Origin of the sequence: Paraburkholderia sp. J67 (assembly GCF_905220265.1) — a bacterium.
GTDB lineage: Bacteria > Pseudomonadota > Gammaproteobacteria > Burkholderiales > Burkholderiaceae > Paraburkholderia.
Genome location: NZ_CAJMZK010000028.1, coordinates 53,740 through 79,126, shown reverse-complemented (window position 1 = coordinate 79,126; position 25,387 = coordinate 53,740). Strand labels below are relative to the sequence as shown.

Annotated in this window: 22 protein-coding genes and 3 pseudogenes; 23 read left to right on the top strand and 2 right to left on the bottom strand. The window is 61.7% G+C overall.

What is annotated here, in order from left to right; all coding sequences use genetic code 11:
• Positions 1-488 precede the first annotated feature (488 nt).
• Both U5782_RS33490 and U5782_RS33485 read left to right on the top strand, forming a co-directional pair.
• Entirely contained in the window at positions 489-1,871 is a 1,383-nt protein-coding gene (locus tag U5782_RS33490) for a replication initiation protein (protein WP_322048144.1), read from the top strand.
• A 162-nt stretch (positions 1,872-2,033) separates the two neighbouring features.
• A complete protein-coding gene (locus U5782_RS33485) occupies positions 2,034-2,216 on the top strand; it encodes a hypothetical protein (RefSeq protein ID WP_322048143.1) in 183 nt (60 codons plus the stop codon).
• Here U5782_RS33485 and U5782_RS33480 read toward each other — a convergent pair whose 3' ends face one another.
• Positions 2,217-2,846, bottom strand: a complete 630-nt coding sequence (locus U5782_RS33480) for a hypothetical protein (RefSeq protein WP_322048142.1) — start codon at positions 2,844-2,846, stop codon at positions 2,217-2,219. It abuts the gene before it with no gap.
• Positions 2,847-3,253: 407 nt separating this feature from the next.
• On the opposite strand from U5782_RS33480, the pseudogene U5782_RS33475 reads away from it, so the two are divergent.
• The 4 genes and pseudogenes from U5782_RS33475 to U5782_RS33465 all read left to right on the top strand — a co-directional run bounded on the left by U5782_RS33475 (position 3,254) and on the right by U5782_RS33465 (position 5,749).
• Positions 3,254-3,966, top strand: a pseudogene (locus U5782_RS33475) (type IV secretion system protein).
• A pseudogene (locus tag U5782_RS41700) lies at positions 3,963-4,367 on the top strand (TrbG/VirB9 family P-type conjugative transfer protein); the annotation flags it as partial. The pseudogenes U5782_RS33475 and U5782_RS41700, both read left to right, overlap by 4 nt.
• A 27-nt stretch (positions 4,368-4,394) precedes the next feature.
• Complete coding sequence (gene ssb, locus U5782_RS41695; RefSeq protein WP_415914453.1) at positions 4,395-5,000, top strand: single-stranded DNA-binding protein; 606 nt, start codon at positions 4,395-4,397, stop codon at positions 4,998-5,000.
• A 392-nt stretch (positions 5,001-5,392) separates the two neighbouring features.
• Positions 5,393-5,749, top strand: coding sequence for a primase-helicase zinc-binding domain-containing protein (locus tag U5782_RS33465; protein WP_322048173.1), 357 nt, complete (start codon positions 5,393-5,395; stop codon positions 5,747-5,749).
• Positions 5,750-6,467: 718 nt separating this feature from the next.
• On the opposite strand, the gene U5782_RS33460 is transcribed toward U5782_RS33465, so the two are convergent.
• The gene (locus U5782_RS33460; protein ID WP_322048140.1) at positions 6,468-7,478 is read right to left on the bottom strand and encodes a PRTRC system protein D; all 1,011 of its coding nucleotides are present in this window, start codon (positions 7,476-7,478) and stop codon (positions 6,468-6,470) included.
• Between the two features lie 1,361 nt (positions 7,479-8,839).
• On the opposite strand from U5782_RS33460, the pseudogene U5782_RS33455 reads away from it, so the two are divergent.
• The 17 genes and pseudogenes from U5782_RS33455 to U5782_RS33370 form a co-directional block, all read left to right on the top strand.
• Positions 8,840-9,585, top strand: a pseudogene (locus U5782_RS33455) (integrase domain-containing protein); the annotation flags it as partial.
• Positions 9,586-9,975: 390 nt separating this feature from the next.
• Entirely contained in the window at positions 9,976-10,353 is a 378-nt protein-coding gene (locus tag U5782_RS33445; RefSeq protein WP_322048137.1) for a hypothetical protein, read from the top strand.
• 20 nt (positions 10,354-10,373) lie between these two features.
• On the top strand, positions 10,374-10,673 hold the full coding sequence (locus U5782_RS33440; RefSeq protein ID WP_322048136.1) for a GntR family transcriptional regulator: 300 nt from the start codon (positions 10,374-10,376) through the stop codon (positions 10,671-10,673).
• 315 nt (positions 10,674-10,988) lie between these two features.
• Entirely contained in the window at positions 10,989-11,201 is a 213-nt protein-coding gene (locus U5782_RS33435) for a hypothetical protein (RefSeq protein ID WP_322048135.1), read from the top strand.
• Between the two features lie 367 nt (positions 11,202-11,568).
• On the top strand, positions 11,569-12,735 hold the full coding sequence (locus U5782_RS33430) for a hypothetical protein (protein ID WP_322048134.1): 1,167 nt from the start codon (positions 11,569-11,571) through the stop codon (positions 12,733-12,735).
• Between the two features lie 17 nt (positions 12,736-12,752).
• Positions 12,753-13,613: an HpcH/HpaI aldolase family protein gene (locus tag U5782_RS33425; RefSeq protein WP_322048133.1), complete on the top strand. Its 861-nt coding sequence runs from the start codon at positions 12,753-12,755 to the stop codon at positions 13,611-13,613.
• 34 nt (positions 13,614-13,647) lie between these two features.
• Positions 13,648-14,586, top strand: a complete 939-nt coding sequence (locus tag U5782_RS33420; RefSeq protein ID WP_322048132.1) for an ABC transporter substrate-binding protein — start codon at positions 13,648-13,650, stop codon at positions 14,584-14,586.
• Positions 14,587-14,627: 41 nt separating this feature from the next.
• A complete protein-coding gene (locus U5782_RS33415; protein ID WP_322048131.1) occupies positions 14,628-15,524 on the top strand; it encodes a hypothetical protein in 897 nt (298 codons plus the stop codon).
• A 69-nt stretch (positions 15,525-15,593) separates the two neighbouring features.
• Positions 15,594-16,526 carry a VOC family protein gene (locus U5782_RS33410; protein WP_322048130.1) on the top strand — a complete coding sequence of 311 codons (933 nt, stop codon included), beginning with the start codon at positions 15,594-15,596 and terminating at the stop codon, positions 16,524-16,526.
• Between the two features lie 38 nt (positions 16,527-16,564).
• The gene (locus tag U5782_RS33405; RefSeq protein ID WP_322048129.1) at positions 16,565-17,575 is read left to right on the top strand and encodes an amidohydrolase family protein; all 1,011 of its coding nucleotides are present in this window, start codon (positions 16,565-16,567) and stop codon (positions 17,573-17,575) included.
• Between the two features lie 25 nt (positions 17,576-17,600).
• The gene (locus U5782_RS33400; RefSeq protein WP_322048128.1) at positions 17,601-18,380 is read left to right on the top strand and encodes an SDR family oxidoreductase; all 780 of its coding nucleotides are present in this window, start codon (positions 17,601-17,603) and stop codon (positions 18,378-18,380) included.
• 35 nt (positions 18,381-18,415) lie between these two features.
• A complete protein-coding gene (locus U5782_RS33395; protein WP_322048127.1) occupies positions 18,416-19,273 on the top strand; it encodes a fumarylacetoacetate hydrolase family protein in 858 nt (285 codons plus the stop codon).
• Between the two features lie 36 nt (positions 19,274-19,309).
• Positions 19,310-20,605 carry a LysR family transcriptional regulator gene (locus tag U5782_RS33390; protein WP_322048126.1) on the top strand — a complete coding sequence of 432 codons (1,296 nt, stop codon included), beginning with the start codon at positions 19,310-19,312 and terminating at the stop codon, positions 20,603-20,605.
• Positions 20,606-20,719: 114 nt separating this feature from the next.
• Positions 20,720-21,964: an MFS transporter gene (locus tag U5782_RS33385; protein ID WP_322048125.1), complete on the top strand. Its 1,245-nt coding sequence runs from the start codon at positions 20,720-20,722 to the stop codon at positions 21,962-21,964.
• Between the two features lie 165 nt (positions 21,965-22,129).
• Positions 22,130-23,557 carry an MFS transporter gene (locus U5782_RS33380; RefSeq protein ID WP_322048124.1) on the top strand — a complete coding sequence of 476 codons (1,428 nt, stop codon included), beginning with the start codon at positions 22,130-22,132 and terminating at the stop codon, positions 23,555-23,557.
• Between the two features lie 175 nt (positions 23,558-23,732).
• Positions 23,733-24,452, top strand: coding sequence for an aspartate/glutamate racemase family protein (locus U5782_RS33375; protein WP_322048123.1), 720 nt, complete (start codon positions 23,733-23,735; stop codon positions 24,450-24,452).
• A 43-nt stretch (positions 24,453-24,495) separates the two neighbouring features.
• Entirely contained in the window at positions 24,496-25,332 is an 837-nt protein-coding gene (locus U5782_RS33370; protein WP_322048122.1) for an amidohydrolase family protein, read from the top strand.
• The last annotated feature ends 55 nt before the right edge of the window (positions 25,333-25,387 follow it).

The window sequence follows — 25,387 nt, the reverse complement described above, 5'->3', positions numbered from 1 at the left end:
GATTTGGATCAGCTTTCACTCGGTAGCACAATTCGCCTCACCTTCGAGACGCCCGTTTCTTTACCGAACACTAAGCTTTTGGGATCTATGAGTCTTGGGCCAGCTACGACTGCCGATGAATTTTTTTCTGATGATCAGCTGGGTCGGTTGGTTTGTTTTCGTAAACATAAAACCAACCAACCACTAACATCAGATCGACAACTCAATAGAATCAATTGGTTAACTCGAAAAGGTGAGGTAGTTTGTGTTCACGGTGCTGTGGATTGAGCGCTATGGTGAAACGTTTACCCCGCTGAGGTGAGGTATTTGGGGTCTGGAGGTGAGGTGTTTACGCGGCGGAGGTGAGGTAAGTTGTGATGGCTATTGCCGAAAGGTGAGGTGTTTTGGGCTGATCGGGGTTCCAAGGTGAGGTGATCTGTGTTGACAGCGCACTTTGCCCTCGGTACCGTACGGCACAAACATACGGCCACGAAGGCGAGGGGAGTCGGATGACGACAGGAGGGCAAGTGGCCACGTCAAGGCAGTTGGCGTTGGCACTCTTTGACGATGCGCGGGGTGAAGACCTACCGGTCGAAGCCGCACGAAAAGATATCGGCTTTGCCCGAAAGAATGTTCTCATCAGGATCGTAGATCTTGGCGTTGCCGCTCGCCGATTGATCGACGCCGCGTATTTCGTCGTTGCTCAGGAGACTGTGGTCCACGATCTTTACGACGTCGAACTTGACTACTTCAAATGGCTCATGCGGTATTCAAGCCGCAACAACGCTCACCTTGAACAGGTCATCACAGAAGCGCAGAGAGCTTTGATCCAGGCGACGGCGGAAGCTGAGGCTGACGGAACGAAGCCGTTTGGTTCCGTTCAATTAATCGGCCGAATCTCCTACGCTGGCGGCCGCTTCCAGTTTCGGGTTCCTCCTGATCTCATCGGCATTATCCGCGGCCCAGGAAAGTCACACTGGTTGAGCCTTCGCATCACGTCGCTGTTTACGCTGAGCTACGCGCGAGTGATGTACGACCATCTTCTGCCATACGCCGACGAGGGTGTAACCGAATGGTTCACGCTGGACGAATTGCGATCGTGGCAAGGAGCGATTGGAGCGAAGGCGAAGGAGTTCAAGTATTTCAAACGCGACTGGCTTGGGCCGGCCGTGGAGCAGATCAATGCGGTCTCCGACTTGCACCTGTCCTTCGAGACCCGCAATGAGCAGGGCTCGCGTAAGATCGGTCGTCTGCGCTTTCGTATCGAACGAAAAGCCGTCGAAGAACGCTTGTTGCATACGCATGAGCAAGCGAAAGCGCTGTACGAGACGCTCAAACAAGAATTCGGTCTCTCCAGTGCGCAATTCGGCCAGATAGCTTCAGACCGCGATACTTACACCGACGAGCGCTTGGAACAGGCGATTGAGCGTACTCGCTTCAGTCTTAAGCTCGGCAAGGTGTCGAAGAGTCCTGCTGGTTTTTTCATGAAAGCGCTAAAAGAGCGATGGATCGTCTCCGATGCAGAACGTCAGATGGTCGAGCAGCAGAACACGCTCGCTCTTGCTGAACAACGCGAAGCGGACGAACGAGAACATGTGGAGACTCGTATAGCTCTGCGAATTGCCGCGCAGGACGTACACGCACAAAATCGTGTCGTTGATGAGGTGCGGCGTGGGTGGGAAGCCTATGACGCAGCGACGCCGAGGCAGCGTGAAGAGTGGAGGCGAACGTATAAATCGAGCGCCGCTGGCAAGCTGACGCTGCGTCGATTGGGAATCGAGCCGTCGATTGAACTGCTTGAACAAGTTATTCAGCGATACCCCGATCTGAGAGATGCTTTCGCAGGGTACGTGTTCACAAAAACGCGCACCGGCAAAAGTAGGGCGGGGTGATTTGGCACGGCAATTTCCTCAGGTGCAAAAATAGCCGCGTGTAGCGTCGCAGTGGCTAGTGTTGCACGTAGGGAGAGGGCCGCCGACGAGCGTCGTTTAGACGAAATTTGAGACGCTCGTGAAGCGCTCCTCGGGCTAAACACGAAGGAACGCGAGAGCCCCGTGAAAAAATTCACGGCGCACAACAATAGTCTCGGTATCCGTCGCATCGAACGCCAAGGGATGAAGCCCGCCCAGATCAACGAGGTAAATGTATTGCAATGGCCCACAATTGCCGAAACGTTCTGCATTTTTGTGGCTGGTGAGCTTCGCAAAATCAAGCGGGTGAAGACGGTCACACCCTAGTCAATTCCGGCGTCGGGTTCGGGAGCGGTGAATCCGAGCGGTCCGCGCGTCGTGGGCGGCACTGCGTCGCTCGGCTATCAGCGTGGCTTCGAACAGAGTAAGGGCTGAAGATAGCCAACTTTCGAGCTTAGCAAAACTACCCGTAAATCGGGATAGATCGCCCATCTCGACGCGCAAGCTTTGCTTATCACGCCCGATACGAACGCGAACTGGCGTTAGGTCTGCTTCGGGCAGACGATCTGCTACAACGTATTCAAGGAGGTCATCTATCTCCCAATAGCCTGCCTCCTTCGCATCGCGGATACGTGTAACGATCACCTTTTCTCCGAGCCTCTCGATTGCATCAAGGATTAGCTGCCCCGTACGATAGGTGAGGGCGCTAGCGCCGTCTAATGCGCCAACTATTTCCGGTGAGATTCGCGCCAGCGATAACAGGCGAGACATGGCAGGAGCTGAGACACCGACAGCTGCCGCGAGATCCCGTTGCGTAGTCCAAACTTCTGCGGTAAGCAAAGATTGATAGAAAACGCCGAGTTGATAGTTCGAGCATTGAATCGCACGGATTTGGTCATGCATCGCGCGAGCCGTAATTTGGTCGAGTTTGGAAGTAAAACTAAAAGGTCGGTTCATTTTGGAGTATGCGAGCGCGTGAGTCTTAACTTACCCGCCTCATAGGTGTGTCAAGCACAGCCTCTCGTTTCGGTCATGCCAGGGTCCACGCAGAGCGGACAGATCATGAAGAGAGAGTTTCTAAGCGCTTTAGAACTTTGCGATGCTCTTGCGCCTTAAGTGGCTGATTTAATGTAGAACTCGTGTGGCCTGAGCGTGTTAAATTTTTGAAATTTCAGGCTAACACCGATTTCCCCCGCCGCAAATACTCAAAAGCTCACTAAAAACTGCACCATTTCGCTGAAACCGTTGCAGGCGCCTGGAAAGCGTGCTGCATAAAAGCGATGCTCCGAATGGTGTGCAAAATCGTCCTGCTTTTGACGCTGAGCACTTGGGCCGCCACTGTTTCAATTGACGCGAACCCACTCGTGCGCGCCATGTCTTTATTCCTCAGGTCCAAGAAACAGGTTGCTCTCTCAACAGCTCCGGGCGGCTATTCCGAAGAAGATCCCGAGGGGGCATCTTCGACGGCGGCACGCGCCTGCGGGTTGAGGCCAACCACTGGAAGCTTGCGGCCTTCGCCCTCGCGGTCATCGCGGGTGGCGCAGTGTGGACCCGGCAGCCGCCGCCATCCGTGGTGAAGGCATACGGCGTTTCGGCCGACGCGGGGGGGCACCCCCTCATCAAGGAGCTCGCGGCGTACAAGCCTGACGACCAGGCGCTGCGCAAATCCATCGCCGACTCGGTGGGCTACTGGTTCACGATTGAACCGGTTCTCACGCCCACCATCGAGACGTCGCGCCTTGGGCGCAACATCAACGCCGTCAAGGCGCAGATGCTCGACAACGCGAAGAACCAGTTTGCCGACTGGCTCAAGAAGGACGCGCCGTTCCAGACCATTACGGCCAATCCCAAGTACGTGCGCGAGGTGTCGGTCAAGAACGTGTCGGTGCTTGACGATTCCACCGTGGTGGCGGAGTTCACGACCACCACGACCCAGTTCCCTTCGGACCGCCCCGTTGAACAACGTTTCGCGCTGACGCTGCGCTACCAGATCGTGCCGGCGAGCTCAGACGACGCGGTGGGCACCAACCCGTTCGGGATTTTCTTCCCGTTCTTCACGCTCCAGAAAATCGCATGACGACTCCGGCCCGCTTCCTGCTGCCTCCTGCCGCGCTCACCTGCGCGCTGGTGTTTTCCCATACGGCCCTGGCAACGCCGAAGCCCTCGCTTGCGGGCGGTTCGCTGGATGTTGGCGCGATCATGGGCGATCCGATGAGCCCGGTGAATCCGTATAACGCGGGCACCGATCCGGTGACGCAGCCTAACGATGCGCGCATTGCGATCTTCCCGTACAGCCGCGACCAGATTTTCAGGATTCTCACGGCGCCGGCGAAGCTCACGACGATCGAGCTCGCGCCTGGCAAGAAGCTGACCGTCGATCCGGCCATGGGCGATTCAGTTTCGTGGGCGATCGATACCGATGGCGCGAACCACGTCTACATCAAGCCGATGAAGCCGGGCATGGTGAACACGCTTCACCTGACCACGAACCTGCGCGAGTACGACATGACGCTCGTGTCTTCGCCCATCCTCGTCGGCAATCTCGGCGCGGAGCCGGAAGTGCGTTATCTGCCCAGCGGCGACGCTGTGGCCAATATCCGTCTTGCTACTACCGATCGCTACAAGGACAAGGCATCGGGCGGGTTCAAGGAATTGACCGAATGGCATCGCATGAGCTTTTTCGGGCGCCTCGCCGAGATCGTCAGCGAGTACCTGAAAAAGGGCTCGTCGGTCTATATCGAAGGCCGCCTACGCACGCGCAAGTGGCAGGCGCAGGATGGCATCGATCGCTACTCGACGGAGATCGTCGCCGACCAGATGCAGATGCTTGGCGGCCGCAACGGTGGTGGCCAGCGCCGCGATGACGGTCAGCACGGCGATCACGGCGACGACGGTGGCTTCGAGTCGGCACCGCCGGCGCGTGCTTCGGAGTGCGCACGCGGTACCACGCGCAATCAGGCTTCGGGCGTCGTGTCACGTGCACGGCCGCCGCAGTCGTCTGATGGTGGCGGCGCGGGCACTCGCGTTCCATCAGGCGGCAGCTTCGACGAGAGGGATGACGATATCCCGTTCCGCCCACAGTATCCGCGGGCGGAATTGGCGGCCATCTGATCCCGGAAGTTCTCACCCTTCGGATTTGCTGATCCCGCAAATCCTCACCGACGTTTCGGGGCGCACCTTCGGGTGCGTCGTGTGACGCATCCCCTGCGCCGCGCTTCGGCATCCCCGCCGCGCGCCGGTCGTCTTGAATCCGACACAGGAAACCTGCTCAAAAGAGCCGCCCGCGCCGCGCGCAGGCCGCTCTTTTGAGCACCCGTTTTCACGCCTGTCTCAGGCACTGACCCAACCCACTTCCATCCGGGAGAGCGACATATGAGTACGCCTGGACGCGGGCTTTCGCCCGAGCAGCGCGACTGGCTGCAACGCACGCTGAAGGGATTTGCGCTCTCGCCTGAGGCGTGGATCTCAACCTTGATGATATGGCATCGCAGGCAGTTATCTGACTGAAGGCGACATCCTGCCCGGTCTGCCGTGGCGATGACCGCTTTACCTATGACAACAGGAATGGTCGCGGCGACTGGGTGTGCCGCAAGTGCAACGACGGCGATCCCATGGCCGGCGATGGCCTGCAACTGATCGCGCGTGTGAACCGGATCGGCCTCTTCAAGCGGATGCGGAACTCACGGGCGGCGCGCCTTCTTCAACGCGCAGGCTTGCCGACTTTAAGGCTCCCAGGCCGAAGCGAAAGGCCAGCCCGGCTTTCGTTGAGAAGCGCCTTGCGGGCATGTGGAGTACCGCACGGCCACAGGCGGTCGGCGACCTCTCGATGCGTTATCTGCAGGAGCGCGTGCCGGGCCTGACGGCTGGGCCATCCAGCTCACTTCGGCTCGGCATGCTGGAGTACCGGCACGAAGGCAAGGTGCTCGGCGAGTGGCCGGGCATTCTCGCGCGCTTCGAGCTACCCGATGTATGCACCGGTGCAAGCGGCGCTGGATCGCGCGTTACCGGGCTGTTGATTCATGTTGACACATCGAACGTGAAGTCAAACTGCCGACGTCGGACGGGCCGCGCGTATGTACCGGTGCATATAGGGAAGTGCAGGCAGGGATGTTGTGAATGCACCGGTGCATAAGGGCCCGCGGCGAACCTTGTTCAAGTTCGCGCGCCAAGCGCGGCGCGCTGAGACCTCAAAGGAATGCGGCGCTTTCGAGGTAGCTACCGAACACGTCGCCCGACGAATCGGAGTCGTCAACCCGTACAGGTTCGAAGCCTGCTGCGGCTATTGCCTGCGTGGCATTCGTTGAGGTCGTTGCCACCGTTGCAGTTGGCGTGGACGATGCCGTTGTGCTCGTCAACGGCGGCCGCGCAGGAGCGTCGCGAGACGCAGAGTGCAACGAGGTCTCAACCGGTGAGGCATCGCGCTGGTTACGTGCGTTGCCTGCCGTGCTGTGATCGCCCCGCAGCTGAGCCTCAGCAAGTGCGCGAAACACGGCTGCGCGCTCGCGCAGGCGCTCAGGCGTTCGTACAGTAGCGGATGCTGCAACTGTGGAACCGTGACCTCCATCACGAATTTGCCGTTCATGCTGCACGGCGCTCGCGTGCGAGGCCCGCTTCGCCGACAAGCAGGTAGCCCCGTGCATTAGCAATGCATGGCGAGTCGATCATTTCGATCACGAGACGCGGGAACGCGCGCCGCAGGACTGCCGCATAAAGCGCAGCACCGCCGCCAGAAAGAATGATGGAGCGCAGGCTTGGCATCTTGCCGACATTGTTCTGGATCGCCTGTACGACGCCCGCGATGATCGGCTCGGCGAGCTCGATGTATGGCGTGAGGTCGATGTCCTTCCCGTAAAAGAGGAACGTTGTGCGCTCTCGCAATGCCTTGTCGATCATTTCGAGATCTTCGACCACTTCACCTTCGTCGCGCGAAATCAGGTTCGCAATGCGCTGGTAGATGTGGGAGGCGCCTCCGGGCATGCCTCCACTGCGGGTGTTGTCCATTGCGAAGCCCTTCGCGTAGACCCAGTCGGTCGTGAAATAGCCAACGTCGATGACCAGATGCTCGTCATTCGGGTTGAATTTCGTCCCACGCGTGCTGGACGCCAGAATGAGCGAACCCAGCGGTTGAGGGATGACCTTGACCTTGTCGACCTTGACACGGCCGCAGCCAAAATCCTGTTCGCCCGCGAAGCGCTCCTTGAGCGTCTCGGAGTACTTCTCCATGTTATGAACGGGCAGGCCAAGCACGAGGCACTCGATATGCGTCACGCCGGAGAAGTGGATCGCGCCGAAGAGGAGTGCTGCATGGTTGTTGCTAAGCACGTAATCGTCCGCAAGCGCGCGGCCGGTTTTGCCGTAGGCCGCCGTGAGCGAGACTTCGGGGCCGACTTCATATTCGATCTTGTCGATGGTCACGGTGGCTACCTTGCGCGTGGCCAGCACGCCTTCACCGTAAGCCGAGAGCGAGCGTGTGGCGGCCAGTGGCGCAAGCGAAGGGAACATATCGGTGACGATCGAGCCGCCGGCTGCACGGTAAGCGTATTTGGTGTTGCCGTAACCGACGTCGATAGCGAAGACAGAAGTTTTCATGTGTTTTTCTCTCCAGAAAAATGATCGGTTCGAATGCTGACGAACTGCCGGATACCCTCCGCGTCCGTCTGCGTGATAAATGCCAACTCCGGGTATATCCCGGAGTTTGTGGCGTGCGGTCGACCAATCTCCGGGATATACCCGGACTTTGTGAATCGCATACCTTCAAACTCCGGGTTTATCCCGGAGTTACCTGGGCCTGCCAGGCAAACTCCGGGAAAATCCCGGACATTGCTGAATCCAGTCTATCGAGCCGTTTGCGAAGTCAAGTCAGCGAAAGCGCGCCGGATCAGGGCATCTTTTGACCGGTTGCGATTGCGGGGAGGCCGTATCCTTGCCATACCTGCCGCGTCTTTGACGCATCGACCAGAAGTGCAAGGCACTTCGTGCGTCTTCTCTCGGGCCCGATGGGCCCAAATCCTCGGCCCGCCAAGGCCAGACATCCCCGAATGTCCGCGCTCCACCGTGACGCGGATTTTTTTTCAGTCAGATCAAGTCCACAGTGATCCATCTTGAGGATCACTGGACAGTGCGATATCCATGCGATTGGCGGGTGTCCGCCGCAATGTGGCGTATTGAGGAAATGTGGACGCGGACAGTTGGACAGTTGGACAGTTCGCGGCTCACGTTTCCGATGCGCCTGCACACGTTCCTTCAGCCTCAGCGCTGGGTGCGTTCACGAAGCCCGATACACCGCGGCGGAGATGAACGTGCTTCGGAATGGGGGAGAGCCTGCGCGCTGGCCACGCTAGTGATTCGCGCCTCCTCGTACGGAAGACAGAAACGGTCCGCGCAGCCGTCACCAGAAGTGCGCAACAGGAATTACCCGGCAGCTGGCCCGGGTGCGTGAACGGCCATGTGTCGTACACGCCATCCAGACGCTTCAGGGCGTCCGGGGCCGGTCGGGTAGCCACGGCAGGCGGTAATGCCAGGCAGCACCAGGTAACGCGATAGCAGGAGCAAGTGGGCATCTCGCCCGACGGCTTCGGCAGGTTGCGGTGGTGTTGGCGTCGGTTGGCAGTTGCCACGGATGACCAGCCAGGCAGAAAACGCGGGAGCGGGTCTGCGCGAAGCGCTGATCGGCCCCGTGCTGCAGAAAGGTGGACAGTCGGAACGCATCTCTTCCGTGCGTCGGGCTGATCGGATGGAATCGCTAAAGGACAGGAAGGCAGGACAGGAGCGGTAAACCCGCGCCGGGGACATCGGCGAAGCCGCGTAGCGAAAGCTGGGCGGTGAACAGTACAGGCTGGCGCAGGCGGCATGTGCGATGTCTGGCAGGGACGTCGCGCCGCAGGCGCTGGATATGGGCACAAGGGTTAGCGTTCTCACGACAGCCATAAGGGCCGCATGCGGGAGAAAACATGGCAGCAATATTGAACGTGCGCGCGGTTGTGCGCGGATATCGGCTCACGCCCTCGATATCGGAGGCGCTGCTCCGCTTGCTCGATGATCACGTATCGGATGTGCACAGCAAAACGCGGATCAGCGCACGAGCGCTGTCGATCAAGACGCAGGAGTACCGCGTGCGGGGTATCTGCGCAGCGCTGGTCGAATTGCGCGAAGGTGGATTTGCGCTCGCCACGCCGTGGAGCCTGAAACGCAAGCACATCGAATGGCTGGTGCAGCACTGGGTTGGCGCGCGACAGAGCGGCGGGACGATCGAGAACAAGCTTACTTACCTGCGGGCGCTGGCCGCTTGGATGAACAAGGCCAATCTTGTGGGCACACTCGACGACTACGTGAACCGCAAGGAAAACGGCCTTGTGCGCTCGTATGTGGCAGAGGTCGATCGCTCATGGGAAGCGAACGGGGTGAATGCGCACGAGAAGATTGCGGAAATCGCCTCGACGTGCCCGCGCACAGCGGTGCAGTTGCGATTGCAGGTGGCGTTTGGCCTGCGCATCGAGGAGAGCTTCATGCTTCAGCCGGTGCGCGCGGTCAATGACATGACATGCTGCTGGAAGTGACGCGCGGCACGAAGGGCGGACGCGATCGGGTGGTGCCGATCGAAGAGAAGTATGCCGTGCTTGAGGCTGCCGCCCGTCTCGCGAATCCGCTGACGGGTTCGACCGTGCCGGCCGACCGCACGCTCAAGCAGTGGCGGGACTCGGCGCATGCACCCATGCCGAAATGCAACCGCAGGCAAAGCGCCTGGTGATCATCGACCACTCGCCGAAGCGCGAGGAAGGCGACTTCCGTATCTGCGACGACGGACGGGTACTGGTGTATCCGTCTCGTCATCCGAAGTCCTGCACCTGATCGGCGCGCAACTGTGCTCTGGCTTGAAGGCCCTGTCTCCTCATGGAGCGGGGCCTTCGCCTTTTCATCGACTGGATCCACACCATGAACCGAAAGATCTTTCTTGCAACGCTGGTGGCATCACTCGCGGCAGTCGGTTGTTTGCTGGCGTGCCCCGCGCGCGCGAGCGCTACATCGATACCTCGAAACGTGACTGCGTTCACCCTTACAGCGCTGCACCGCTGAACAAAGGCTCTATATGACCTATTCCAGTAACGACTTTTCTGAAGATATCGTTCGCTGTCTCGTCGACACGCACGGCGTGAATGACGCAAACATTCACAATCCCGATATCGGCCTCCAGGCAGATGCGGCTATTGCCGCCATCACTGCGGCCGCAGCCGCGGCGCGGATTGCGCGATTTATCGCCACCGTGATTGAGAGCCAACGTTCGCTCGACGCATTGGCCAAAACCCGCGGTGCCCAGGTGTTCGCCGACACCCTGTACCTCGCCGATGCGATTGCGACCGGCTGCACGCTTGAGATACCACCTGAGCATGCGAGCTTTGTGGGATTCTTCGAACGTCTACCTCGTGGAAGGGAATGGACAAGCCATCTTCGTGTGCGCCCGGTGTAGGATGCGCGCCATGATGCACGATGCTACCGTTTCAACCTGGTCACGCGGCACGCGACCTGCCCACGCGGCACTTTCCTCTGACTGGCTTCCGGATTTCGCCCGCATACGTAGGGGCGCATCCCATCCGCCATTTTGCAGACCAGATCGAGGAAGCTGTTCTAGCAGGGATTCTGCGTGCGGGCGACAAGCTGCCCACGCAACGGGATCTCGCCGAGGCGCTTCATCTCAACACGATTAATGCCGCTTTCCGGGGGGCCGAGCGTCGCGGCCTAATTGAGAGCCGCACTCGTCGCGGGTCGATGGTCTCTGCAATGTGTTGATCGAGTTTCTGCTGCAACAATGTCCGCGCCCCCGAAAGGGTGTCGCGGGCTTTCTTTTTCTGAGAAAGCGATATGTCATCAGCCTCCGCAGATAAGCGGAAATTGCGACTAACGGTCGATCATTTTCCCAACCAGAAAATGAAATCTTCGACCCGGTTTGCGCCGAGATGACGTACCGCGTCTTCGCGTCGCCATACGCCGTAGTTGGCCAGCAGGGCAGAATCCAGCGCCTTATGACGGAGCTTCTCTAGCGCCGACTGCCCGACAATCACAGCTACGCTGTAAGATTTCGATTATTCATCATATGATTACGCGATGAACACTCTTACTAAAACCTTCATCAGCATCTTGGTGGGCGCAACCCTCGTGACGGCCTGCTCATCTTCGAAGGACGCGACGGAAGAGAATTTCTCAAGAGCGATTTCGACGGCTTTTGAGAATCACGGTGCGCTGTGTTTTGCATACATCCCGGTCTCCGAAACTTATGCGGACGACGATCAGAATGAGCAATCGGGGCACCCGGCCTAGCAGATTTTCTCGAGTGAAAAATACAGTTCTGCGTAAGCGGGGTTACATCGCCACACCTTTTTCCCTTACGTCCGAAGATCGCAACGTCGTGGCTTGCTTCGCGCCTTGTGTGCGATACGCACGCGCCGTGCTGTTCATCGCAGCGGATAGCGGATTCATCTCCTTACAGCACACCAGATAAGTCAGGTCTTGCCGCGTCATAATCGCCCACGGTGTTTGCCACCGCAATCCAACCCGAGCAGTCCTGTCGTCAAGGTTGTGTGCCAGCAGCCAGTCGTCGCTGTGTTCGTCTGTGCGGACGTCGCCCCCCGACGTGCCCAGACAGCGCATCTACTAAGCAAGAATCTATAGCGATGGCACATTTCGAATGACCAAGCGTAGCCGCCCCGCCATACACTGCTTTCCGTCATTTGAAGACAACCGGGACGAGAGCCCGGACGAATCGACACATGGCCTGCGCTGCTGGCGCGTGGCACAAAACGATGGAGGCGTTATGCGCAATTTGATGTTGGTCGGAACCGCGGTGACCCGGCCCGAGGCGATCGGCTCGCTGTTCAGACTCCAACCCGGGGGCGAATGGGAGCGGGTTAGCGATATACCGGCCGATGCGTCGGTTCAGGCGATCACGCCGCATCCCACGCGTGAGGATGTGATCTACGTGGCGGCGCGAAAGGGTGTGTTCCGCTCGACGGACGGCGGCGAGTCGTGGCAGAAGCTGAACGTGACCGACGAAGATGTGCAGTTCTGGACCATCGTCGTCCATCCGCAAGAACCCGACGTGCTGTTCGCGGGAACCGGCCCGGTAGGCGTCTATCGCAGCGACGACGGCGGCGACACCTGGCGCAAATGCAATGCACACCATCCCGAACGCTTCCAGATTCGCTTTGGCCACTCGCGCGTGATGCGCATCGCGTTTCATCCGACGAATCCCGCGATCATGTACGCCGTCGCCGAGATCAACGGCTTTCTGGTGAGCGAAGACGGCGGCGAGAACTGGCGCGGCGAGCCGGCGGGGCTGGTGAAGATGGCTGAGGCGCCGAATCTCAAGAGCAAGATTGAAACCGACGATGACAGCGAAGGCATGTTCGACGCTCATTCGGTCTGCACGTCACACACTACGCCCGATTCGCTGTTCTATATCTGCCGTCTCGGTATTTTTGAAAGCAAGGACAAGGGCAAGACCTTTCGCGATCTCGAAGTGGGGAAGTTTGCCCCGTTTCAATACACCCGCGAATGTCGCTTTGTATTTGGCAATCCTAAAAAAATGTATGCCTGCTTCAGTATCTCGTCACGTAGCGCGGCGGGCGCGCTCTATGTCAGCGACGACCTCGGCGAAACATGGTCGCGCGCGGACGCCGCGGTCGAACCGCGCAGCACCATGATGGGCTTCGGCACCCATGTGAGCGACCCTGATGGCGTGATTACGGTCACGCGCGGTGGTCAGGTCTTCTTCACCACCGACGGAAGTCAGAGCTGGACGGAAAAGCAGTTGCCGGCACAGGCGGGCGACGCATTCTGCGGCGCCATTCTTTAAGAGCGGAGACAGACGACATGTCGGAACGACTCAATGGGATCATCCGCGCGTTGGAAACCGGCCGCGGCATCGCCTTCACCTCCTTCATCCAGGCCGAAATCGAAAACGCAGTCAGCTTTGCGCAATCGTCGAACGACGGCGTGGTCTTCGAGCTCGAACACACGCCATGGGACATCGGTGCGCTGCGTAATGCCATGCAGTTTCTGCTGCTGCGCCAGCGCATCGCGCAGAGCGTGTCCGTCGCCTGCCAGATGACACCGCTCGTACGCATTCCGCCGAGCGGCAGCGAGATGAACCAGTGGTTCGCCAAGCAAGCGCTCGATCTCGGCGCGTACGGCATCGTATGGCCGCGCATCAGCACGGCCGAACAGGCCTATAACGCGGTGGCGGCGTGCCGCTATCCGCGTCTGCCCGGCAAGCCGCACTACGAACCGGCCGGCCTGCGCGGCGACGCGCCCATGCCCGCTGCGCGCTATTGGGGCCTGTCGCAGCAGGAGTACTACCGTAAGGCCGACGTCTGGCCGCTCGCGCCGGAAGGCGAGATTCTCGTGACCTTGATGATCGAGGACACCGCAGCGATCGATAACCTCGAGGAGATGGTCAAGCGCGTGCCGGGTATCGGCGTGCTGCTGATCGGCGAGGGTGATCTTACGCAGGAACTCGGCTGTCCGCGTGAATACGAGAACCCGGAACTCCTACGCCTGATGGCGCATGTGCGCGAGATCGGCAAAGCATACGGTATTCCGGTCGGTCATCCGCACGTCAATGAGAGCAACGTGGCGCGTGTGATCGACGAGGGCTATCGCTTTCTGATGACGTTTCCGAAGCGCGATTTCGGCGCGCTCGACAAAGGCCGTCAACTGGCCGCTCGTGTTTGAGCGCATAGCGTCGACGCAAACAGGGGAACTCAAAATGACTGAAAAATACTCCATCGTCCTCGGTCGCCATGGCCAGGTCGAAGACCTGCGTAGCGGCGCGGTGCGGCTGGAGGGCGTCGATCTCGATTTCATCGACATCAAGCGTATGCCCGACGCCTATCGCAGCATGGCACGCAGCCAGCCTTACGACATCTGTGAAATGGCGCCCACCTCGTACCTGATGGCGCTCGCAGCGGGTGCGCCGGTCACGGCACTGGCGTTACCCATGACACGGCGCTTTCGGCATGCGGGCTTGCAACGACTGAAGGATTCGACAATTCGGCATCCGAAGGATCTGGAAGGTCGGTCGATTGGCGTGCGCGCCTATTCGGTGACGGCGGCCGTCTGGACACGCGGCATTCTCGCTGACGAATACGGCGTGGATTTCGACAAGGTGACATGGCTGACGGAGGAGGACGAAAACGTCGAGTCCTTCGTGCTCCCGTCGAACGTGCGGCGTGTGGCGAGCGGTACTTCGCTCGCACAGATGATGAACGCAGGCGAGCTGGAAGCCGGTTTTGGCGGTCTGGCGGGTGTGGGCGCCGATCTCGACGACCGGCTCGTCGATCTGGTCGACAACGCGGCCTCCCGTGAAGCCGACTGGTATCGCCGCACGGGCATCTACCCGCTGCATGGCGTGATCGTGGTGCGCAACGAGTTGCTCGCGCGTGACCCCGATCTGCCCCGGCGTTTGTTCGTAGCGTTCACGGCGGCCAAGGAAAACTATCTCGCGCGCGTCAAGAGGGGGGAGGCGGACAGCCCCGAGGACCGTCGCTATCGGCAGCTCGCGGAACAGGTTGGCGACCCGCTGCCCTATGGGCTCGTGCAGAACGAAAAATCGTTCGAAGCGCTCGTGCAATACGCCCATGCGCAACGTCTGATCGCAACGCGTCCACCGATCGCCGACGCGTTTATCGACCCGTCGATCCAATAGTCTTCCAATCGTCAGCGCCAGCATTCCTATTGAGGAAAACGATGAATACGGCTTCAATCCTCACCATCCCCACGATGTTGGGCACGTATCCGAAGACGCAGCCGCTCAAGGATGGCACGCTCGCCTCGTCGCTCGTGCAACTGGACTTCGCCAACGTGGACACCGCGCAGAAAGCGTTCAAGGACGTGGTGCGCCATGAGAAATACGACGTCGCGGAACTTGCGATCATCACCTTCCTGCAAGCCTTCGAGGCAGGCAAACCCTACGTGATGCTGCCGTTCGTGATGAACGGCGGATTCCATCACAAGAGCATCCTCGTGCGCGACAACGCGACGTTCTCGGCGCGCGAACTGGGCGGCAGACGCGTGGCGATGCGTGCGTACACGCAGACGACGCCCACATGGGTGCGCGGCCTCCTTACCGATGATTACGGCGTGCAACTCGCCGACGTGCAATGGCTGAGCCAGGAAGACGCGCATGTCGCCGATTACGCTGAACCCAGCTGGGTTACGCGTCTCGACTCGACGGCGAGCCTCGAGGCGATGCTGCGCGCGGGCGAAGTGGACGCCATCATCGCGGGCGGCGGTCTGTCGGGAGAGGCTGGCATTCGTCCGCTGATTCCCACGCCTGCCGAAGCGGCGGCGGCCTGGCACGAGCGCACGCAAGCCGTGCCGATCAATCACGTCGTGACCGTCAAGCGTTCGTTGGCCGAAACGCATCCCGATGCGATCCGGGAGGTGTATCGGCTCCTTTGCGAGGCGCGTGAGCGCGCACCAGCCGGCAATCCGCCGGGCAGCCCCGACCTGCAACCCGTGGGTTTCGAGAAACTCGCATCGGCGGTCGAGATCGCCGTTCGGTACGCGCTGGAACAGCGGCTCATCACGCGCCGTTATACGCTGGAGGAGCTATATGGTCCGGTGCAGGCGATACTGGCCTGACGCACCAGCGCTACCGCAGATCGCATGCCGCGACATTGCATGACCCAAAACCGGAACATGGAGACACACTTGGCCTCGACCATTTCAGGCATCGCCTACGTTCGGCTCAGCGCCCCAGACCTCGGGCGCATGGAAGCCTTCCTCGAAGACTTTGGCATGGTGAAAGTCCATCGTGACGCGCGGCGCCTCTACATGCGCGGCGTGGGCGAAGCCCCCTTCCTGCACGTGACGGAGCTGGGCGAGCCTGGCGTCGTCAGCTGTGCCTATGAGTTGCGCGACCCGGCGCTGCTCGACGAAATAGCGAAACTGCCGGGCGCGCGCGGCGTCGAGCAGATCGACGGTCCCGGCGGCGGCAAGCGCGTGCGGGTGCAAGACCCGGACGGTTTCTGGCTCGAATTCGTCACCGGCCGCGAGCAGGCGGCGCGCCTCTCGCCACGTGCGCTTGTGCGCGGCGAGGCGGGCGAAAGCCGCGCGCTGGGCGCGGCGCGCGTGGAGCGCATCGCGCACACGGCGTTCGCTACGCCCCAATTGCAGCAATCCATTGCGTGGTATCAGCGCACGCTCGGGCTGCTGCCCACCGATGAGCTTTACGTCGGCGAGCCGGAGAACGTGATTGGCCGTTTCAGCCGCGTAGATCTTGGCGACACGCCCGTCGATCACCACGTCGTCTTTCTGTTGCGTGGCCAGCGCGCAGGATTGCATCACGTTTCGTATCAGGTGGAAGGCGTCGACGACATCTTCTTCGGCTACGACCATCTCGCGCAGCGCGACTACGACCATGTGCGCGGCATCGGCCGCCATGCGCTGGGTAGCCAGATCTTCGACTACTGGATGAGCCCGTTCGGGCAGATGCACGAGCACTGGATCTCGCAGGAGCGCATGACGGCGACGAGCCGCTTCAACCACATCCGCATCGGTGACGGCATGAGCTACGACACCGGCGAAAAGCCGCCAGAGCGCTTCGTCAAGCAGGCTACGCCGATGGTCGCCTGGCAGGACTGAGCGCGCCTCATTTCCACTCTTTCTCAGGTCATCAGACTATGATCATCGATTGTCACGGTCACTTTACGACCGTTCCCAAGGCGCTGCACGAATGGCGCCGACGCCAGCTCGAACACGCGGGCCCTGTGTACGGCGCGCCGCTCGACATCAGCGACGACGAACTGCGCGAAGCGCTCGAATCCGGCCAGCTCAAGGTGCAGCGCGAGCGCGGTCTCGACCTCACGCTGTTCTCGCCGATCGCCGGGCAGATGGGTCATCACCTCGGTACGCTCGAACAGGGCATCGAATGGGCGCGCGTGTGCAACGACCTCATTCATCGCGTCGTGCAACTTTATCCGCGCAATTTCGCGGGCGTGTGCCAGTTGCCGCAATCCCCGGGCAAGGACGTGAGCGCCTGCGTCGCGGAACTGGAGCGTTGCGTCAACGAACTGGGTTTCGTGGGCTGCAATCTCAATCCCGATCCCTCGGGGGGCTACTGGACCGATCCGCCGCTGACCGATCGCCGCTACTACCCGCTCTACGAGAAGATGGTCGAGCTCGACGTGCCCGCGATGATCCACGTGAGCAGTTCGTGCAATCCGTGCTTCCATCATGTGGGCGCGCATTATCTGAATGGCGACACCACCGCGTTCATGCAGTTTCTGCTCGCGCCGCAACTATTCGACGACTTCCCGACGCTGCGCTTCGTGATTCCGCATGGCGGCGGCGCGGTACCGTATCACTGGGGCCGCTATCGCGGTCTTGCGCAGGACATGGGCTTCAAAACGCTTGAAGACGGTCTGATGAAGAACCTTTTCTTCGACACCTGCGTGTATCACCAGGCGGGTGTGAACCTGCTCACCGAAGTCGTGCCGCACCGGAACATTCTGTTCGGCTCGGAGATGATCGGCGCGGTCAAGGGCATCGATCCGCGCACCGGCCATAACTATGACGACACGCGCCGTTACGTGAGCGCGACGCCGCATCTGTGCGATGCGCACCGTCACGACGTGTTCTGCAACAACGCTATGCACGTCTATCCCGGCTTGAAATATCGCTGCCAGGATTGATCGCAACGAACGTAAGAGACAAACCATGAATCTTGGAATCGCTGAAAAAACGGCGCTGGTGTGCGCCTCGTCGCGCGGACTCGGACTCGCTTGCGCGACCGCGCTGGCGCGAGAAGGGTGCCGTGTCTTCATCAACGGCCGCCATGCCGATGCACTCGAAACAGCCGCGCATCAGATCGAGGCGGCAACCGGTCAGCGACCGCAGATTATCGTTGCGGATCTGAACACCGAAGCGGGGCGGACGGCGCTTATCGCCGCGTGCCCGGAGCCCGATATTCTCGTCAACAACAACGCGGGCCCGGAGCCGGGCAAGATCGCCGACTGGAGCCGCGAGGACTGGCTCGACGCGGTGGAAGGCAACATGCTCGCGCCGATCTTTCTGATCAAGCACTTCGTGCCTGGCATGCGCAACCGCAAGTTCGGACGCATCGTCAACATCACGTCAGCGATGGTGAAGTCGCCCAGCGCCACGATGGGCTTGTCCGCAGCGGTGCGAGCCGGCCTCACTGCACTCAGCAAATCGGTGCAGCGCGATTCGGTGGTCGACAACGTCACGATCAACAACATGCTGCCCGAACGCTTCGACACCGATCGCCAGCGCTATATGGCTGATCGCATGTCGAAGAAGGACGGCATCACGGTGGCGGAGGCGAAGCAGCGCATCGCCGCGACCATCGCCGCGAAGCGTCTGGGCGATCCGATGGAATTCGGCGACGCCTGTGCGTTTCTGTGCAGCGCGCAGGCGGGTTTCATCTCGGGACAGAATCTGCAACTCGATGGCGGCTCGTATGCCGGTCTCGTCTGATCAAGATTGTTATTCACAATATTTAGGAGAACATCATGAAATACGCAAGCTTTGTGGTGGACGGCAGTGAGACCTGGGGCGCAGTCGATGGCGAGCGCGTGATCGATCTCGGCAAGCGTATCGGCGATCGCTATCCCACACTCAAGGCGTTCTGCGAAGCGGATATGCCGCGCGACGCGCTCTCGCGCGCTGAAGGTCAAACCGACTACGCGCTCGCCGATATCAGCTTTCTGCCGCCGATCGCCCAGCCGGTCCATATCTGGTGTCTCGCGCTCAATTACGTCGAGCACCACAACGAAGTGCAGGGCGCGGGGCGCGTGCAGGAATTGCCGAAGCAGCCCGCGCTTTTCGCGCGCGCCAGCGACTCGCTCGTGGGCCACGGCCAGGCGCTGCGCCATCCGGGCGTGAGCGAGCAGTTCGACTACGAGGGCGAGCTCGTGGTGGTCATCGGCAAACCGGGTTATCGCGTGAAGGCGGAGAACGCGTTCGAACACGTGGCCGGCTACACGATCATGAACGAGGGCAGCGTGCGCGACTGGCAGTTCCATACGCGCCAGATTACGCCGGGGAAGAACTTCTACCAGAGCGGCGCAATCGGTCCCTGGATCGTTCCGCGCGACGAAGTGGGCGACGCCGGCGCGCTGCGCATCCAGACGACGCTCAATGGCCAGGTCATGCAGGACGACACCGCGGCGAGCATGGTGCACAAGATTCCGCGTTTCATCGAGTATGTCTCGTCGATTGCGCCGTTGCACCCGGGCGACATTCTCGCGACTGGCACGCCCAGCGGCGTTGGCTTCTCGCGCACGCCGCCGGTTTTCATGAAGCCCGGCGATGAATGTGCGATCACCATCGAGCGCATCGGCACGCTGCGTAATCGCGTGGCCGGGTAGGAAACCTGGTCGCGCAGCGCCGGGGCGCTGTGCTATATGGAAACCTTCTCACCTTCGGAAACCGGCATCATGGCATCGGTCGTGGCGTCACCCATCGAGCAGAATGCAGTGTCGGTCGAACAGCCGAGCCTCTGGCAATTGCGTGTGTTCGAGGCGGTGGCGCGCCACGAGAACGTAACCCAGGCTTCGCAGGAGCTGTTGCGCTCGCAGCCGGCGACCACGTCGTGTCTCGCGGCCTTCGAGTCACTCATGGGCGTGAGCCTGTTCGAGCGCTCGACCACCGGCACCTGGTTGGCCCCGGCCGGCGTCGCCGCGCTGGTGCGTACGCGCAAGATCTTGCAGGCGGCGCAGGATGCCGTGAGCGAGGTGGGCAGCACGCGCAACGTGGCGGCGGCTGTGCTAGTGGGCGGCATCACGCGCACGCAGATGCGCTGTCTGATTGCCATTGCTGAGTGCGGCTCGTTCCGCGCGGCGGCGCGTCTGCTCGGCATTACCGAGGCCTCGTTGCAGCGCGCGGCGCGCACGCTGGAGCAGAACCTGGGCGCGCCGCTCTACCGTCATTCAGCCTCGGGCGTTACGACCACCGAGGCTGGCAAGAACTTCGCGCGCCAGCTCAAGACGATCGCGAACCTGATCGCGGCGATGACCGATGCGCTGAACGCCTACCAATTCCCGCGCGAGCGCAGCGTGACGGTGGGCGTGCTGTTGCTCGATCCGTCGATTCTGATCGTGAGCGCCATCCGGGAGGTGAGCGCGCAGTTTCCCGACGCGCGCGTCGTGATTATCAACGGGACGTATGACCAGTTGCTGACCAAGCTGCTGCGAGGAGAAGTCGACTTCATGCTTGGCGTGCTCAAGCATCCCGACGCGTCGTTCGATTTCGTCGAGTCGCCGCTCTATCACGAGCGCTATTGTGTGGTCGCGCGCCGCGATCATCCGCTCTCGCGTGAGCCGGTCGTGACGTCGGACGCGCTGCGGCAATTTCAGTGGATCGTGCCGCCGCGTAGTTCGCCGCGCCGTGAAGCCTACGAATACGTGTTCTCCGATGGTGCGCCGCCTTTCGCGAGCATTGAAACGTATTCGCTTTCGACGATCCGCATCACGCTGTTCGACAGTGACATGTTGACCGTGCTGAGCTGGACCGAGGTGTTGAGCGAGCGGCGTTTTGGCTTGCTCGCGCCGTTGATGATCGACGTGCCGTGGGATGGTCCCGTGGTCGGCATCACGGCGCGCCGCGACTGGCGGCCCAACGACGTCCAGCAGACGTTCCTGCGCAGCGTGCGCCGCCACGCGCAGGCGATCAACGGCGGCGCTGCCGAACCACCCGGCTGACGATCCGCAGCATCCCGCACATTCATTAACGCGTCGATATGTCGACGCGTGCCTCGCCGCGCGCGCTCGCGAAGCGGCTGTGTGCCCCACACAACACCTTCGTATTTTCCCGCCATGTCTACCGAAACTTCTGTCGCGCCTACGCCCGCGTGCGCGGATCTCCCGCTATTTTCCTGCGTGCCGTTTCGCTGCCTGCTGGCCGTGCGTGTCGCGTGGACCGTGAGCATCCAGATGCTGTTCGTCGCGATTGGCTGGCAGATGTACGCGCTCACCCATGACGCGTGGTCACTCGCGCTCGTCGGGCTCTATCAGTTCATTCCAGTGCTGGTGCTGACCTTGCCAGCGGGGCACGCCGCCGACTGCTGGCCGCGCTCGCGCATCGTGGTCGTTTGCCTGTTTGTGCAAGGACTGATCGCCGCGGCAATGACGTGGACCACCTGTCGCAACGGCCTCACGCGCGACGGCCTGCTGTACGCATCGCTGTTGCTCGGCGCCGCGCGCGCGTTCCAGATGCCCGCGTTACAGGCGCTCGTGCCCGCAACAGTGCCTCCACGCGCGTTGAGCCGGGCCATGGCGGCCGTCTCGACGGGCTCGCAGACGAGCGTGATCCTCGGGCCCGCGCTTGGCGGGCTGCTCATGAGTCTCGGCATCGGCACCGTGTACGCCGTCGCCGCGCTGCTGTTCTTCGCGGGCCTCGCACTGGCGACGCGGCTGCGGTTGCGAGGCGCAGATGGCCCGCCTCGCGGCGCGTCCCTGGGCGCGATCGCAGGCGGCCTCGTATTCGTCTGGCGCAAACCGGTCGTGCTTGGGGCCATCAGTCTTGATCTTTTCGCGGTGCTGTTTGGCGGCGCCGTGGCGCTCCTGCCGATCTACGCCGACACGATTCTGCATGGCGGCCCCACGATGCTGGGCTGGCTGCGTGCCGCGCCCGCCGTCGGTGCCTTCGTCATGTCGCTGTGGCTGGTGCGTCGTCCGCCGCGACGGCGAGTGGGCGTGACGTTGCTCGCGGCGATTGGTGTATTCGGCGCGGCCACCATCGCGTTCGGGGTGTCGACGAATGTCTGGCTCTCGATGTTCGCGCTCGTCGTGACTGGCGCGGCGGACATGGTGAGCGTGGTGATCCGCCAGACCCTCGTGCAGCTCGAAACGCCCGACGATATGCGCGGGCGCGTGAGCGCCGTCAACGCGATTTTCGTGGGTGCGAGCAACCAGTTGGGCGAGTTCGAGTCGGGCTCGCTCGCCAGCGTGGTCGGGCCGGTCGGCGCTGTGGTACTGGGCGGCGCGCTCACCTGTTGCGTCGCGCTCGCGTGGGCGTGGCGCTTCCCGCAACTGCGCACACGCAATACGCTGGACAGCTGAGTGTCCCCGCTGCGTGGCTCGCAGGCCGCACAGCAACAACTGATGACCACGCGCTCCTTTCCTATGCCGCGCGAAGTCGACCCGTCACTAGAATCGGAATCCTGACTAAGACAAGAGTGCCGCGCTCGACACAAGCGGCACGCATCTCAGGAGACGGAGATCGACATGCAATTCATACAAAGCGGGCAAAGCCCTTTTCAGGATCAGCGCCACCTGAGCCGCAACCAGCGCATGCTGCTCGTGCTGATCGGCGTGGGCAGCATGCTGGAGTTTTGGGACGCCTATCTGATTGGTTTCATCATGGCGTTCCTCGTCAAGCCTTGGGGCATGACGTACGGCATGATGGGTGCAGTGCTGCTCGCCTCGGGCGCGGGCGCGATCGTGGGCGGCGTCGTGTGGGGCATGATCGCCGACCGTTTCGGACGCAAGCCCGTATTCGTGGCGTCGCTGCTGCTGCTCGCGGCGATGAGCCTTGGTCTCGCGTTCACCCCCGCCGGCGGCTGGATCTACATGGCAGTGCTACGTACCGTGATCGGCTTTTGCACCGGCGGCTACTTCATCCAGATCGCGCTCGTCAACGAATTCATCCCGCCGCGGCGGCGCGCCGTGCTGACTGGCGTGGTGTCGGCGATCACGACCTGCGGGCTGCTGCTCGGCGCGTTCAGCGGTGCCTTCGTGATTCCAGCGATCGGCTGGCGGCTGACGTTCGCGCTCGGCGCAGCGCCCGCGCTGGTCGCGCTAATCGGCGCGTTTTACGTGCCCGAATCGCCGCGCTGGCTGAACCTGCAAGGACGTAGCGAAGAGGCGCGCCGCTCGGTGCAGTGGGCGCTGGGCTCCGAAGTGCAATGGCGCGAGGGGGAAGCGCCCGCGCGCGGCGTGCCAGCCGCGCGCTGGTCCGAAATCTTTGCGCATCCGCGCAGCGTTGTCACCGCCACGCTCGTCAATATCGGACTCGTCGCCGGTTATTACGGGATCGTGCTCTGGGCGCCAACGCTGCTTGCGCAGGTGCAATCGGTCACGCCAGCGGGCGCATCGCGGCTGATGATCGGCTTCAGTGTCTGCGGCATCGTTTCGCGTCTCGCGGCTGCCTGTCTTGCGGACCGCATCGGACGCCGCCGCACGGGCGGCTGGTTCGCGATCGGCGCGGCGCTCGCGGCGCTTTGCGCCGGCTACGTGGGGCACGGTGATCTGCTCGCTCCCACATGGTTCTGGCTGCCCTTGCTATTCGCCTTCGTGTTCGCCGATGGCAGCTTCGCGGTCTGCGCGGTCTATTCGACGGAAATCTGGCCGACGCGAGTGCGCGGCAGTGGCGCGGGCTATGCCGGTCTCGCGGGCTCCGTCGGCAAGATGATCGGCCCGATCGGACTGGCCTGGGTGGCCGGCTCGAGCAACATGGTGATGCCCTCGGCGACGCTCGGTGTGATCGTGCCTGCATTCCAGTTCGTCGCGCTATGTCTCTTGCTGTGCGGCGTGACATATCTGTTCGTGGGCATCGAGGCGCGCGGCAAGACGCTTGAAGCGCTCGACGAAACCTTCGAGCAGCGCGAGCCTGCTCGCGCCATGGCGCGCATGAGCGATCACGGCGGACAGTGAGCGCGTGTGCACGGCCAGCGCAGCGATTCAGAAAAAACAAATCGCCACGGCCATTTTCCAATTGGTGGCGCAAAGCGCAGAGAAATACACTGAATCCAGCACGTGCCGTTCTGAGGCTCGTGCGCTTCCCCGACTTGACGAGCGCGCAGCGCGGCATCAGCAGACAAGGAACGAAATGAAAAAAGTACGCGTGGGCATGGTGGTGCCGTCGCTGAACACCATCGCCGAGGACGACTTCCGTCTGTTTTGTCCCGACGAAGTGGCCTATCACGTCCATCGCATTCGCCTGAGAAAAGAGGGCGGACGCGTGACGATGGAAAGCTTGCAGCGCGCCTGGTTCGAAGCAGCCGAAGAAGCCGAATATTTGCAGGATCTTACGCCGGACGCGGTGGTTTTCAATTGCACGGGCGCGAGTGTCGCGAACGGCGCCCTTGGCGATGCGCTGCTTGCGCAGCGTCTGGGCGAGCGCCTGGGTCTGCCCGCGACCAACACCATGGTCGCCATCAAGGAGGCGCTCGCGGCGCTGCGATGCGAACGCATTCTGCACGTTTGCCCGTTCGCCGACGTGTTCTCGCGCATCGAACGCGAGTCGCTCGAAGCGTCGGGGCATACGGTTGCGCGCACAGTCTCGCTCGGTTTTACCGACGCCAAAGAAGCCGCGCAGATGACACCGCAGCGCATCGCCGGGATCGTGCGCGAGCAGATCGATGCTCAGGTTGGCGCTGTGTTGCTCTCCTGCGCGAACGTGCGCGCGTTCGAGGCCGCGCACGAACTCGAAACGTCGCTTGGCCTGCCGGTCGTGACGAGCAATCAGGCCACGCTCTGGTCAGTGCTTCGCCTGGCGGGCTGGCAGGGGCGCATCGAAGGTGCCGGGCGCCTGTTCGCCGGGGCGTGAAGCAGGACCGTCGAGGTCAACTCTGAAATTGAAGGAAAACAGTATGCAAATCGTCGATGCCCAGGTGCATGCGTGGGAGAACGGCAGTTCAACCGGACATCATCGCCGCGCGCCCGTCACGCGCGATGTCCTCGTGGATGAAATGGCGCGCGCGGGCGTGGATCGCGTCCTGCTCGTGCCGCCGCTGTGGGACCCCGAGTCCAACGCTTATTCGCTTGCGCTAGCCCGCAACGAGCCTGATCGATTCGCGGTGATGGGTCTGCTGCCCGCCGACTGCGAAAACCCCGCTGCCGCGCTCGCGCGCTGGAACGAGACGCCGGGCATGCGCGGCGTGCGCTTCCTGTTCAACACGCCGGACCGTATCGCGCCACTGCTCGCGGGGCGCTACGAAGACGTCTGGCCGCTCGCGCAGGAAAACGGACTGGTGATCGCGCTGCACGTACCGGGCGCGCTGGGCGAAGCGGAGAAAATTGTGCGGCGCTATCCGAAGCTGCGCCTGATCGTCGATCACCTCGGCGTGCCGCGCGGCGCGAGCGGCCCCACCGCGTTTGATCATCTGCCTGCGCTGCTTGCGCTCGCACGCTATCCGAACGTGCACGTGAAGGCCGCGGGCGTTGGCGATTACGCGTTAGATCCGTGGCCATTCCGCTCCATCGAGCCGACCTTGCGCCAGATTTTCGACGCGTTCGGCCCGCAGCGCATCGTGTGGGCCAGCGATCTCTCCCGCCTGCATCATCCGTATCGCCAGTGCGTGACGCATTTCAGCGAGGCGCTTTCGTGGTTGTCCGACGCCGAGCGCGCGGACGTCATGGGCGGCAACCTGTGCCGTCTGCTCGACTGGCCAGCGGGCGCCGCCCGGGGCACGACGCTTGCCGCATAATTGCCGGGTTCATGCCGGGCACACGGCAACGCTACAAAGCACAATATCGGAGACA